This window comes from Arenibacter sp. F26102, from assembly GCF_023015865.1.
Taxonomy (GTDB): domain Bacteria; phylum Bacteroidota; class Bacteroidia; order Flavobacteriales; family Flavobacteriaceae; genus Arenibacter.
The window spans coordinates 276,549-290,726 of sequence record NZ_JALKBC010000007.1 but is presented as its reverse complement, the minus strand read 5'-3'; the positions used below and the strand labels follow the sequence as shown (position 1 = coordinate 290,726).

9 protein-coding genes are annotated in these 14,178 nt (G+C 40.2%); 2 read left to right on the top strand and 7 right to left on the bottom strand.

Features of this window, described 5'->3' with window-relative positions; all coding sequences use genetic code 11:
* Positions 1-5 precede the first annotated feature (5 nt).
* The 7 genes from MWU78_RS12580 to MWU78_RS12550 form a co-directional block, all read right to left on the bottom strand.
* The gene (locus MWU78_RS12580) at positions 6-1,289 is read right to left on the bottom strand and encodes a dienelactone hydrolase family protein (protein WP_246998221.1); all 1,284 of its coding nucleotides are present in this window, start codon (positions 1,287-1,289) and stop codon (positions 6-8) included.
* 18 nt (positions 1,290-1,307) lie between these two features.
* A complete protein-coding gene (locus MWU78_RS12575; RefSeq protein WP_246998220.1) occupies positions 1,308-3,251 on the bottom strand; it encodes a sialate O-acetylesterase in 1,944 nt (647 codons plus the stop codon).
* Between the two features lie 8 nt (positions 3,252-3,259).
* The gene (locus MWU78_RS12570) at positions 3,260-5,164 is read right to left on the bottom strand and encodes a hypothetical protein (RefSeq protein WP_246998219.1); all 1,905 of its coding nucleotides are present in this window, start codon (positions 5,162-5,164) and stop codon (positions 3,260-3,262) included.
* 193 nt (positions 5,165-5,357) lie between these two features.
* Positions 5,358-6,305: a DUF5017 domain-containing protein gene (locus MWU78_RS12565; protein WP_246998218.1), complete on the bottom strand. Its 948-nt coding sequence runs from the start codon at positions 6,303-6,305 to the stop codon at positions 5,358-5,360.
* A gap of 29 nt (positions 6,306-6,334) precedes the next feature.
* Positions 6,335-7,936, bottom strand: a complete 1,602-nt coding sequence (locus tag MWU78_RS12560) for a RagB/SusD family nutrient uptake outer membrane protein (protein WP_246998216.1) — start codon at positions 7,934-7,936, stop codon at positions 6,335-6,337.
* A gap of 26 nt (positions 7,937-7,962) precedes the next feature.
* Entirely contained in the window at positions 7,963-11,430 is a 3,468-nt protein-coding gene (locus tag MWU78_RS12555; RefSeq protein WP_246998215.1) for a TonB-dependent receptor, read from the bottom strand.
* Between the two features lie 89 nt (positions 11,431-11,519).
* Complete coding sequence (locus MWU78_RS12550) at positions 11,520-12,683, bottom strand: FecR family protein (protein WP_246998213.1); 1,164 nt, start codon at positions 12,681-12,683, stop codon at positions 11,520-11,522.
* Between the two features lie 118 nt (positions 12,684-12,801).
* Here MWU78_RS12550 and MWU78_RS12545 point away from each other — a divergent pair, with 118 nt between their 5' ends.
* The gene (locus MWU78_RS12545) at positions 12,802-13,401 is read left to right on the top strand and encodes an RNA polymerase sigma-70 factor (protein WP_246998211.1); all 600 of its coding nucleotides are present in this window, start codon (positions 12,802-12,804) and stop codon (positions 13,399-13,401) included.
* A gap of 297 nt (positions 13,402-13,698) precedes the next feature.
* Complete coding sequence (locus tag MWU78_RS12540; protein WP_246998209.1) at positions 13,699-14,175, top strand: (2Fe-2S)-binding protein; 477 nt, start codon at positions 13,699-13,701, stop codon at positions 14,173-14,175.
* Positions 14,176-14,178 lie beyond the last annotated feature (3 nt).

Below are 14,178 nucleotides of genomic sequence, written 5' to 3'. Positions count from 1 at the left end.
ATAAATCATTTAATGGTTACTATTTTACTAGAGACCGTAACCGGCCTGGAATCTGAAATTGAAGCGAAACAAGAAATATTCCGTTTCAAATCCTTTGTAGGAATCTCCGCTTCATACCATCCGTTTTTCAAATCGGTTGCGGTAACTATTTCCCAAACTCTTTTTGGCCAATCCTTACCTTCTGGGCTATAACACACATTTGCGCTTTCAAAAGGCACAGGACCTGTAACCTTAAACCGAATTTTGGAATTGCTATTTTTCATTTTTACGGTTTCAATCTTTACAATTTTCGGAAGGGGATTCCCTTTTCCTTTAAGATGGTATTCAAAATAGAGCCGCTCCATGGACAACCAACCTGGCTCCTCCGCTGCTTTTCCCTTTGTTCCTCCTGGTAGTTCTATTTTGTGTGAGTTATTAGGGGCAAATAAGTGGTTGGTATCCCCTTTCATCGACATAAGTGTTTGGGATACTGCAGGAGGGTAGAACCAATTGTCATTGGCTGCACCAGCAATAAAAAATGGAGTTCCAATATTTTTGGTTACTCTTCCTGCATCCAAGTGCTTTAGCCAGTCTCTACGATCTTTGGCATTCATGTCGTCCAAGTTCTTTAGGAAGGTGGACCCATAATCATAATAACCACTGCCATAAACAGAAAAGGATGCCGTAACCATTGAATTTGCCAGACCAGATACAAAAGTGGTCAAATAACCGCCCCATGATATGCCCGTTATTCCTATTTTATCGGCCATAATATCTGGTTGGGAATGTAGCAGATATAACCCTTGAACAGAAGCGAGTACCGCAGAAAATAAGGTACTAGACTTAACTTCCGGCTTTACTACAAAGCGATATTCGCCATATTTATATTTTTCCCACGGGCCATGGGACATTGGTATTTTATCAGGATGAGCAACACCTGGTTCATCCAAGACAACTACAATATACCCCAGAGCTGCCCATTTCTTCGCCTTCTCTATTTCGGCATATCCTGCACCTCCGTGCAAAACTAATAATCCCGGGTATTTACCCTCTTGCTTGGGACGTGCAATGGCAGCAAAGATTTCGGCATTTTTCTCTTCTCCTGCCTCATGATAGTTATAGGAATGAAAAATCACCCTTCTTAGTTTTACTCCATTTTCAATTTCTTCACCCAAATCTTTTATAATCATTGGTGATTTACCAGTCAAATAAGGTCCGAACAAATCAGAAGTGTTGTTTTGGACCACTGATTGTGCAGGTATTATCCATATTTGGAAAACTACCAGCCATACGCTTAACATTAGCTTCATGATAGATCCTAGGTTAAATTATTTATTGGGGTTATCGGTCCTGAATGGGCGGGCCGGTAAACCTTCCTTGTTATATAAATTGGTCTCCGGATTATTTCCCCAAGCATATCTAATAAAGGCCGGTTCCTTAATCTGGTCACTTTCTACAATTATTTTATCTCCCATTATAATGGCATTGGCCCAGACAAACTTTTTATCTGTTCCAGCTATGGCAAAACCTTTTACTTCAGTTGTATTATTGGAAGTCACCAGTCCAGATCCTACATTTCGGAAAGAAATCACCCCTTTCCCTCTCTTGAATTTAACAGCTTTAAAGGTGGGTCCGGAGTACACCAAGTGTTTCTTACCATAATCCTTGTTCAAGGCTATCAATGCCAAACGCTGCCCCACATCCTGTTTATTCTTAGGGTGGATATCCTCTGCCTCCCCTAGGTCGATAATCACAGCTTCCCCAGTTTTTGGAAGTGTCAACGCACTGGTTTGTGCCTCCCTGAGTTCGGCCCAAGTACTCCTGGAAGGTTTATCATCGATTCTCAAATAATTGGCGAGCTGTACCCAATAAAATGGAAGGTCCACTCCCCATTTTTTACGCCAGTCCTTAATCAAATAAGGGAACAAGGTTCTGTACTGCTGCGACCTACCAACATTGTGTTCTCCCTGGTACCAGAGTATCCCTTTTATTTTAAATTGCAGTAATGGATTTATCATAGCGTTGTATAAGAGACCAGGATATAAATTTCGGGCATTTGGCTCATACCCGAACATATCACTGGTAATCCCTTTTCTATAAGTCCAATCGTCTGCCAAGGAATATTTTTTGTTATCAAGTTTTAGGAACAAGTCTTCTTCAGTGCCCGCAAAACCACCATTGCCACCATTATCGTCGAGCCTAACCGCTATAGTGTTGTTGCCCTCCTTTAGAACACCTTTAGTGATTTTATAGCTACGCTCCTCCATGTAGGTCTCCGATTCCCCTACGCTTTTTCCATTGATCCAAACCTTGTCTTTTTGGTCTATGGGACCTAGATTGAGGATGCCATCATTTTGGACGGCGTTAGCAGGTAATTGGATGGTGGTATAAAACCACACGACCCCATCAATGTTCTTTAGCTCGGAGCGGTCCCATCGCAGGGGCATTTTACACGTCTTATAATCGGAAATGTTAGTTGGAAAAAAATATCCTTCTTCCTTACTGTCATCCTTGATTCCCTTTGCTTCTTGAAATGATTTTTGTGCAGTTTCCTGAGAGGCGACAAACCTAACTGGATCTACGCCAAAAACACCTTCTGGATAGCGTTCCCAATATTCTGCCGGTAGTTTCTTGTAAACTTCCCTATCAGTCCAAGTTTCAATTTGCGTACCTCCCCATGAATTATTAATCAGCGCTATGGGGATACCTGTATCTTCATAGACCTTACGGGCAAAGAAATAACCAACTGCTGAAAACTGCCCCACAGTCTCAGGATTACATTCCGTCCACGCCCCATCCAAATCCTCCAATGGATCATAGCCCATGTTCCTCTTTACCCTAAAAGAACGAATTTTGGAATAATGGGCCTTAGATATCTCATTTTCAGCATCTTTAACATGTCTCACTGAAAATTCCATGTTGGACTGCCCACTACAGATCCATACGTCACCAATTAAAATATTTTGCAGCACAATCGCATTCTTACCTTGTATGCTTAACGAATATGGACCTCCAAAAGCCATGGGTTTTAGGGTTATCTCCCAGTTTCCATTGGTGTCCGCCAAAGTTTTATGTTCCTGTCCGTTGAAAGCGACCTCTATTTTTTCGGCCGCATCCGCCTGGCCCCAAATTTTTACGGGGGTATCCCTTTGAAGCACCATATTGTCACTGAATATGTTTGGTAGCACAACTTCTGCCTTGGCAATCAACACGCCACACAAAGCTATAAGCAGGAATACAAGCTTCTTCATTTTCCTATATCTATTGTTCATAAAATGCATCAATTTGCAGTAATCACCGGAATGTTTCCTTGCCAATTAACCGTGATTTCTGTTTGACCATCATCAATTTTTAGAATACTATTATCCATATTAATAGACGGACTCTCTATCATTGGCCATTGGCGGTACCCTAACTCTGATTTATTTTTGATTTTTACAACGGGAACCGATTCTGCCATCCCTTTAATACCCTTTCTAGACAAATGTTCCGGCATTTTATTTTCTGGGGCTATAGGCAGCCCTTCCTGATATTGAATCTGTAGTTTCTCCTTTTGACTATCGGTATAAGTAACCCTCATATTCTTCCAATCTATGGAAAGCCGATTTTTATTCAAGGTTCGGCGAAATTTATCGAAGGTACCCGATTCACTTTTACTTCCGAGTTCGAATACAAAACCAGTCTGGGCGTGATCGCTTTTCACAATATTGAAACCATCCAATCCTTTCCCTTTCAAATCGGTCTGTTCATAATAGCTTTTTAAGGGTCTGATCCCGATATAGGTATCTCCTTCCCGAAGAAAGATCCAGCCGTTTTCCTCTACTTTTTCATCTACCGATTTCGGATAGCGCAACATCCCCCTTTTTATCAGATTATCTGCATGGCCGTCCCGCCAGGCCCATTTGGTCTCACTCGGAGTGTTGACCCATGGATCCTTTTGCGGAATATTAAAGAGTGTGATCACCGTGTTCTTGGAATGAGCGGTCTGTTGAAAGGGGGAGTTGGTCCCCTTATACCAGGTATCCGCGGTGCGATCCTGTTCGTCACCGTCGCTATACCAGTAGGGGTGAAAGCAATTGATATAATTAAATCGGTCCGGGCTATGATAGGAAATGTTGAACCCATTGGCATCGTGGTCGGCATAATCACCCCCGGGTGTCCAGCGAAAATTTCCTGTCCCGATGGCATAGGTCTTGTTGCGAAATACTTTGCGCATCATCCAGTGAGGGACTCCAGTTCCAAAGGGTCCAAAGGAGGAGGCCGAAGTTTTTAGTTCAAACGGGGCAGAATCGTTGGAAGCTAAGCGAAAAAAGACGCTTGGGGGCACCACTCCGGACAGCGCCGCAAAAATAGTATAGCTTGCTTCCTGATAATCGTCAAATTGATCCAACTTCACATTTCCCGTTGCAGGGCCCCAGCCCCACATCAACCAATTGTAATAGGTAGTGGCAGAGATATAACTCTCATCGGAAAGATGATCCTGCTGTGTGTTCATCCTACCATAGGGTGCCAAAATAGTTCCTTCAAAATTGTTCAAGGACAAAAGGGACCATTTATAAAGCATAAACGCTTCGGCTATGGCTTTGACTTCAGGATCCTCGGCATATTCCATTAACATTTCTACTGGGAAGTTCATAACCACTTCATAAGTAGTGGAAAGGTATTCTGCATACCCGTGATTATATACGTTTTTAAAGGTCTTGCGCAAACGCTCCTTCATATCGGCCATCAATTCCGTACTGCTCATGCCATTCGCCCAACGGGCATCGGGGAACAGCTGCCCAAAAAGATAGGCACTGGACCACATCATAGTGGCATGGTTCTCAGTACCGTGACCTAAGAAGCCTTCCCCTCCCTGCTTATCCGATTTAGCCAACTTTTCCAGATCCCTTTTAATCTTTTTCAACTGTTTTTCATTAAAGCTGTCCCAGTATCGACATAGTGCCAGGGCCATCCCAGGAAAGTCGAACATGCTTTGATATCGATTATCCAGGTCGTTGGTAATATAGGTCAATGCCGCCTCGTCGTATGGATCGGATTCAAGTCGGGCAATGGCCTTGGGCAGGCCATGTTTTCCCCTTTCAACTAGAGTAACATCCTTAAGTGAATTAACAACCTGACTTTTTCGGTCTTTATAAGATGTTAGATCTTGGGCGAATAGTGTTTGCGAATAAATTACAAACAACAGAGCGAAGATTTTTGTATTTATTTTTTGATATTCCATAATAATACTAGGCCTAACAATTAATTAGGCTTTTAATTTTAGTTTCAGGCTACCTGAATGATTAACCAAAATAGCTACTAGAAAAAATGTGGGCTTAAGTAAGTTTTAAGAAAAAAAGGACCAGCACCTAATGGTACCGATCCTTCTAAAAACGCTAGTCCTCTTCCAAGGGTTGTACTACGACATCTAATTCTTTAACCACTTCCTCCGCACCATAAATATTGCTTGCCTTGCCGACAAAGGATACCTTATATTCCCCGGCCGTATTGAACTGGTATTCGTAATCGGTCATTGACGCCGACATGTTCTTAACCAATTTCCCAACATCCGGTGTTACGTGGGTCAGGTCAATGGGCCCAGAGATACACCATGCCTCGGCTTCGGCAGCTGTACCGGCGTTAGTAGAACCTGTAATTACAAAGTTACTGGAACTAACCCCCCAATTGTAGGAGTTGACCAAATTACTGCCCACCCAACCAGGGCTAACCGTGGTGGAAACTCCATAATTATTAATAGCTGATGTACCATGGTTCGCAATGTTATATGAGGTACTATCAGCTAGATTATTTTTTACCGCAAGGGAGGAAATAGTCCATTTATTTTGAACAGATCCCGGATAGCCTTTGTACTTAAAAGCTAAATAAACCGGTTTATCCGAAAAATCGGTCAAATCAATATCCCCAGAACCTTTGTTCGAACTGCTTGTGGCCCACTCTGCACGATCGGTAATATCCGTCCAAGTAGCTGTAGTAATTCCCTGGGCCACTGTGGCACTATCTCTTGTACCCAACATATAGAGATCTTGGGAGATCAATAATTGAAGAGAAGATTCCTGAGATCCATTGGCCAAAGCCGAATTAAAACTCATTATCGGAGTGCCCTCTGCAGAAGTCCGCCCCGAGAATTCATGTCTGCTACCTACTTCCCCTGAAAAAAAAGTAACAAAATCGGCATTTCCCGTCAATTGAAATTGTGCAAGCTCACCTTCCACATACTCAGATTTTTCCACGGAAACGTTCAATGTAGGTAAATCTACGCTATCATCTTGGCAAGAGGTAAGAAAGGCACATGCCAGTACTATCATCGAATATATATTTTTCATATCTATTTTATTTTGTATTTGAAATATAATTACCACCCAGGATTTTGGGTCAACAATGGATCTAATGAAAGCTCCCTAACCGGAATGGGCAGATAATAATCCTTTTCGGAAATGTTTAACCCTGATCGATTGTAAACTGAATAAGCCAAGTTATTGGCATTATTATAATCCACCATTTCCCTCATCTCCTCCACCAAAATACCCCAGCGGATCAAATCCATTCTACGAAAGCCCTCAAAACACAATTCGGTATACCGCTCATCCTGAAGAATATCAAGGAATGCCTCCTTAGAGCTAATGTTTTCAATTTCAGAAACCTGCGCCCTGTTCCGCACCCGATTTAAATATTCATGCGCCTTGGGTGTGGGTCCGTTCAATTCGTTTTCGGCTTCGGCGGCCATTAGCAATACATCGGAAAAACGCAACAGCGGGTTGTTGGTTGAGTTATAATTTTTAATTTTATCCTCTTGCAATTCATATTCCCTTCTGAATTTACCGATATTTCTATTTACTACCCTGTTTGGATCTTCTGAAGTTCCTACATAAACTTCGGACCAATACTCTTTTACAGGTGGATTGGAATCTCGAACGAATCGATAAGAAGCAATACACCAATCCCTTCGTGTATCTTGATATTGGTCATTGTATTCAAAAGCATTGTATAGTTTAGCAGTGATCCTATATTGCGCCCCTGAATATCCGTATTCCAAAATCCTTTGGGCAATACCATTATTATTCCCTAAATCGCCGATTTCGGCCGTCCCAAAAACCCCCGATGCACCATCGGTAAAATGACCTATTTCGAAGATACTTTCTTGGGTTTCATACTGATCCTGAATTAGGTTGATAAATACTTGCGCATAATCTGGGTTAAGATCGTGCAAGCCAGAGTTGATTACCTTCTCGGCCCAGAACAAGGCGTTTTCATAATATTCCTGTATTTGTTCGGCGGATTTATCCTTTCTGTTCAAGAATCCCGCTCTATATAGACTTACTCTTGCCAAAATTCCCTGCACTGCCGATTTCGTAACCCTTTCAGCATAGGAATAATCGGTAATCGGGTTCACCAAGGATTCTGCTTCTACCATTTCCGCATAAATAAAATCGTATACTTCAGAAGCATTGGTTCGTTCAAAATAAACATCATTTGCCGATTGGGTGGGCTCGGTTTTTAAGGGCACGGCACCGTAATTTTGAACCAACATAAAGTAATAAAATGCCCTAAGGAATTTGGCTTCCCCTATAACAACATTCTTTGCATCTTGTTCCATATCAGCATCGTCAATATTCTTCAACAAAATATTGGCCCTTTCAATACCTATATACAATTCCCTCCAAATGATACTCACACGCACATCGGAGGCCGGATAATCATAGCTGGTGATAGAAACGCTCGTACTTCGCCAAGCCTGATCAGTTACATCGAACATGGTCGAGAGACAATCGCCTCCACCAAATATATAATTGGAGCCAATTTTATCGTAAATACCGTTTAGCGCGTATTCTACTTCCGTTTCATTACTAAAATAGGTAAGAGAGCTGGCCATGTCAGTGGGCTCCGTATCTAGTTTGACACATGAGGTCAAAAGTCCTACAAGGATAATATGAATGGATAATATATATTTTTTCATCGTATTAAAACTTAGTTTGGTTTACCTTAAAATGTTATATTAATTCCAGTGATTAGGGTTCTCTGTCTTGGATAAGGAGAGTAATCAAAGCCAGGGGTCAAAGCTGAATTCCGTGTAGAAACCTCAGGATCAACACCAGAATAGCCAGTCCATGTAAATATATTTTGACCGGAAACGTATGTCCTGAATGATTTGATACCCAATTCTTTCAAAAACTCTGAAGGAATTGTATACCCCAAAGAAGCGGTCTTTAACCTTAGAAAAGAACCATCTTCAACAATTCTACTGGAAAAGAAAGCAGGTTCTCCTTTTGCCCTTGGAATATCCGAAGTTGGGTTTTCTTCGGTCCAACGATCAGTATAAGTGGCATATTGGTTTCTACCTGTGAGGAAGGTGCCTTCAAAAACTACCCGATTGGCATTCATGATTTCATTGCCATAAGAGAATTGAAAAAAGAAACTAAGATCAAGGTTTTTATAGGTAAACGAATTGTTAAAACCCCCTACGAAATCAGGATTAGGATTCCCCATAACGGTATAATCGTTCAAACTAATATTTCCATCCCCATCAATATCTGTGTACTTCGCATATCCCGGTAATATATTGCCCCGTGCACTTCCGTTGCCCGGAATTTCGTCCTTTAAAGAATAATTTCCATTGGTCAACTGATTAAAATCCTCGTATTGATATAGCCCTTCATATAAAACGCCATAAAACAAGGCAACCGGCTCTCCTACCTGCGCTATATAACTTGGATTGCTGTTGTATACCGCAAATGTGGTAGATGTCAAAGAGCTCTGATTATCAACAAGTGCCAATACCTTACTTCTGTTAAATGAAATATTGAAGTCAGACTTCCAAGTAAAATTTTCACCATCTATATTTACCGTGTTCAAGGCAAACTCAACACCTTCATTGGAAACAGCACCAATATTCTTATATGCGGTTGAGAATCCGGTTGCGTAGGGCACTTGGGCATTTAGCAACAGGTCTTTTGTTTCCTTGTAATAGTAATCGCCTGTAAACGAAATCCTGTTGTCAAAAAAACCAAGGTCAAGACCAAAATTTAATTGCGAAGTGGATTCCCATTTAAGGTCAGCATTGTCCAATCCGGATACAAAGGTCCCTCGGGTAGGATTCTCATTTCCGAAAGAATAACCAGTCCAATTAGCCGTACCTATTCCTGACAAATAGGCAAAATCGCTCACTCGGTTATTTCCGGTCACCCCATATCCTATTCTGACTTTGGCATTAGAAACAAACTCGATAGGTTTCATAAAACTTTCCTGGCTCAGGCGATAGGCCAATGCTGCAGAAGGAAAATACCCCCACCTGTTTTTTGGTGCAAACTTGGACGAGCCGTCGGCCCGAACCGTAGCAGTAAAAATATACTTGGATTTATAATCGTAATTAAGTCGTCCAAAAAAAGATTGTAGCGCCCAGTTGGAAGAGGATGCTGAAATACTGGTCGGGGTACCTACATCCAACCCACTTAAACCCAATTCTTCATCTGTAATCTGAACAGATTGCCCACCAAATAATGAACTTTTATTCTTTTGTTGGGAATAACCGGCCAAGACAGTCAATGAATGCGTCTTGTTAAACCTATTTGAATAGGTTAAGAGATTTTCATTTGAAAAGGTCGTACTACGGTAATATGATTGAGATCCATTAGGCCCCTTAGATGATGGATGATTGGGACCTCCGTTACGCGTTTGTGAGTTATAGAATGAATTGCTTTGCCTTAAATTATCACTGGCACCACCCGTCATTCTAAATTTCAACCCTTTTATTATGCTATACTCTAGCGAAGCATTCCCCAATAAGTTCTGGGAAATGGATTCACGCAGTACATTTTCAGCTTCGAGAACAGGGTTAACCCGATAATCCGTCGCTGGATTCACTTCCGGATCATTTAGTTCTTCTTCAAGATCCACATCAAACGCAGTGGTTACAGGACGATAACTCCAGATACTATACATTAAACTGGCACTGGTAGATCCACCATTGTTTGTTGCAATAACCCCATAATTCTTGGTGTTACTGTAATTTACATTTATCCTGGCCTTTAATTTATTGGTAAGTTCCTGATCCAAAGAAATTCTGCCTTGATATCGTTCAAACCCCGTATTTATAAATATTCCCTCCTGCTCTAAATAGGATCCGGACATATAATACTTTGTTTTTCCACTACCCCCGGATATTGATAAATTATTGCTCTGCATGGCACCAGTACGCAACACCTTATCATACCAATCTATCTTTTCGTAGGTTTTGTAATCCTCCAAAGTCCTACCTGGACCTTCCAAGTAAACATAAGGTGAATTTAATGGGTCAATCTCCAACTGCAAAACAGCAAAATCATAAGGATCCATGGTTTCAATCCGCTTAATATCATCTTGTAACCCATAATACCTATCAAAACTTATGGTCGGAACTCCTTCCTTGCCACTTTTGGTAGTAATCATTATAACCCCATTGGCCCCTCGTGCCCCATAAATGGCAGTAGCCGAGGCATCCTTTAATATATCAATTGATTCTATATCCGAAGGGTTAATAGAACTGTTGTCATTGTCCTCCAATGGAAAACCATCAACAACATATAGTGGGGAATTGCTCTGTGTCAATGAATTTCCTCCCCTTATCACAATTTCGGGAAGTGTACCCGGTTGGCCATCACCTGAAATCACCGATACACCCGCCACACGGCCGGCCAAGGCATCATCAAATGAGGTCACGGGAGCTTTGTTCATTTCGGGCATCTTTACACTTCCTACCGACCCTGTTAAATCGCTTCTTTTCACTGTTCCATAACCCACTACAACAACCTCATCCAGGTTGGAAGCACTTTCCAATAGACTCACGGTTACAATAGCCTTTCCATTAATTGGAACCTCTTCTGTAGCGAAACCAACATAGGAAAATTCTAAAATGGAATTCTCATCAGCCACTGAAATGTAAAAATTCCCGTCAAAATCGGCCTGGGTACCATTTATTGTACCCTTTTCTACAATGCTGGCCCCAGGTAAAGGAACACCTTCCTTATCTGTCACAGTACCACTGACTTGAAATTGTACATTTTGATCCGCTAATTTGGTTGAACCGCTAATTGAAGTATTTGCCGATTTTTTCTTCACGACAATAGTGCCACCATCCGTGAAATTATACGTAAAACTAATTGGAGACAGGCATTTATCAAGCAGCTCTCCTGCTTTAATAACCCCCTTTTTCAAGTCGATATTTGGAGCAGTTTTTATCTGGTCATGCCGATAAATAAACTTATAATCGGTTTGTTTATTGATCAACCGAAATGCTTGTCTTATTGTCAGGGACATATCTGTATCAATGATAATCTCAGCATCTTGGGCCTCACCATTTAGGGGAGTGAGTGCAAATGAAATCGCACAAAACAGGAAAATAACGGATTTCATAAAAAAGTGTAAAATAACTTTGCCCAACGGACAAGGTGGTCGTTTGGTTAATTTAAATTTCATAAATTTGTAATGGTTTAGTTAAACATTGTTTTAATTGATCTACTTTGGAAAAAGGCTATTGCTGTGGAAGGTGCTGGCCTTTTCCTTTTTTATTTAATAATAATTGTTTTATCACTGATCTCGAAGGTTATTTGGCCTTCACTAGTGGCCTCTATAAACTTTAGAATATCTTCTACCGCCTCGGTTCTTTCCAATATTCCGGTAAAAACAAACTTTTTTTGTTTGGCATTCTCAAAAACAACTTCTGTATCATACCATCTGGCAAGTACTGTCATTATTTCCTCCAAAGGTTTTTCATTAAAGGTAAACAAACCATTTATCCATGATATTTCTTGGGACACATCTATTTCCTGAATGTCTATTTCATCACCTTCATGGTTAATTATAGCTTGTTGATTGGGCGCCAAGGTTTCACTAACCTCCCCTTTTTTAATTTTAATTTTTCCTTCAACCAAGGTAGTGGCCATAATTTGATCATTGTTATAGGCCCTAATATTAAATTCTGTACCCAAAACATCTATTTCCTGGGATTTAGTAATAACATGAAATGCTGCACCTTTGTGCTCGGTACTTGGCGAAACCTTAAAATAAGCTTCTCCGTAGATTAATTCTACCCTGCGAGTATAATCTTCACTAAATGCTACTGGATATTTTAATTTGGTTTCAGAGTTTAACCAAACTTCTGTCCCATCCGACAATTTAACAAAAAACTGCCCTCCCCTGGGAATAGTGAGGTAATTGTACATTTGCTCTTTTACAGCAACATCACTTTGTTCTTTATCAACATAAACCAGCTCCTCCCCATTACTGCTAACTTTACCACTTTGGAATTTTTTTCCTTTTTCCAGAGCCACTTCATCTCCATTTTCCAAGGTAAGAATAGCCTTATCGGTACCTGTAACAATTAAATGGGGCTGTTGCTTAACCTTAGTTCCATTTGCTGGGTTGTTGTTATACAACAGATAAAATGTCATTCCCAACACCAACATAACCGAGGCCGCTACAGCCATTCTCTTATAATGGTTTATCCTTTTTATCCGTTCACCCTTTTTTAGCCTAGCTTTTATAGATTCCTTGGCTTTTTTAATATCGAATTCTGTCATGGAAAGTGTACTTAGGTATTGTGTTTTAACAAAACTATTGAAGACATGTATCCCTTGGTCGTTTTTAAGCAATTCCTCCAATTTTTCCAACTCTGAAAGATTTGCTTCCTTATTTAAAAACTTAACGATTAATTTATCTATTTCAGCCATGTAATATTCAATAATTACTACCTAATACGTTTCATATTTTAATACCCCTCTATTTTTTTATGATTTTTTTTAGATATTCACTATTATTGCCAACTAATATTAAGAATTACCTATTTCAATGGAAAATCATAAAAACTTGTTTTTGGCCCAAAGATTAATTTCAGGTGACCCAAAAGCCTATGATCTATTGATGGATTCTTATTACCAGAATTTATGTGCTTATGCCCAATCTTTGTGCAATGACCATGATTTTGCCGAAGATATTGTTCAAAACGTATTTGTTAAGATTTGGGTTAAGAGAAAAAAAATTAATCCAGACTTATCCATCAAGAGTTATTTATATAAATCGGTTTATAATGAGTTCATCAATCAATACCGAAAAAATAAACCGGTAATTTATCTGGAGAAAAAATATTTTGAGGCTATTGATTTGGTGGTTGATATAGAGCCGGAAGAACTGGACAACTTAATACAACTAATGAATGCCGAAATCGAAAATTTACCCTCCAAATGCAGGGAAATATTTTTAATGAATAAAAAAGAAGGTCTTACCCATACTGAAATCTCCGAATATCTTAATATCTCTATAAAAACTGTGGAGGGCCACATTACCCGTGCCTTTAAAATTCTTACTGAAAAACTGGGCGCTAAAGTGGAAGCCGTGCTTTTTTTACTTTTTAGTATTAAGAAAAAAAAGGGGTGCTCATCTATCGGCTAATCTCATTTAATGTTAATTAAATGTCAGAATAAAAGGTTAGCTTAAGTTGTCATTACCCTATTGGTGATTGACTCCCTTATTCAATTGCCATATCATTTTACAGTTTTCATACCCCTAGATTTTGGATTTTCAATTGAAGCCATCCGAGCACTTTGGAAAAGGCTTCTCTATAATCTACCATAAAGCCACAACAGAACTCCCAAATACACAAAAGAACACCTATTATTCAAAAATTTCAAACTTACAATAGGCTACATCCTTCTTTTTCAGTAATTTAATGGGAAACATTGTTATATCATGGCTACATTTCAACTGGACATAAATAATACAAAACTCAAAGTTGAAGTTACTGAAGGTACTTCTCTGCTATGGGTATTAAGAGAGCATTTAGGACTCACCGGTACCAAATACAGCTGCGGTATTGGACAATGCGGGTCATGTATGGTCCATATAGACAATGGACCTATGCGGGCCTGTTTATTGCAGGTGGAGAATTTTGCGGAAGGACAAAAAATTAAAACCATAGAGGGTTTGTCCAAAAACGGGGATCATCCAGTTCAAAAAGCATGGATTGAAGCCCAGGCGCCACAATGCGGCTATTGTCAGTCTGGGCAGATCATGCAGGCCGTTGCCCTTTTGGATGCCAACCCCAATCCTACAACTGAGGAAATTAAGACCCATATGAATGGTATTCTTTGCCGCTGTGGTACCTACCTACGTATTATTAAGGCCGTTGAATTGGCTGCTGCATCCCAATCCAAAATTGAAAATTAATAT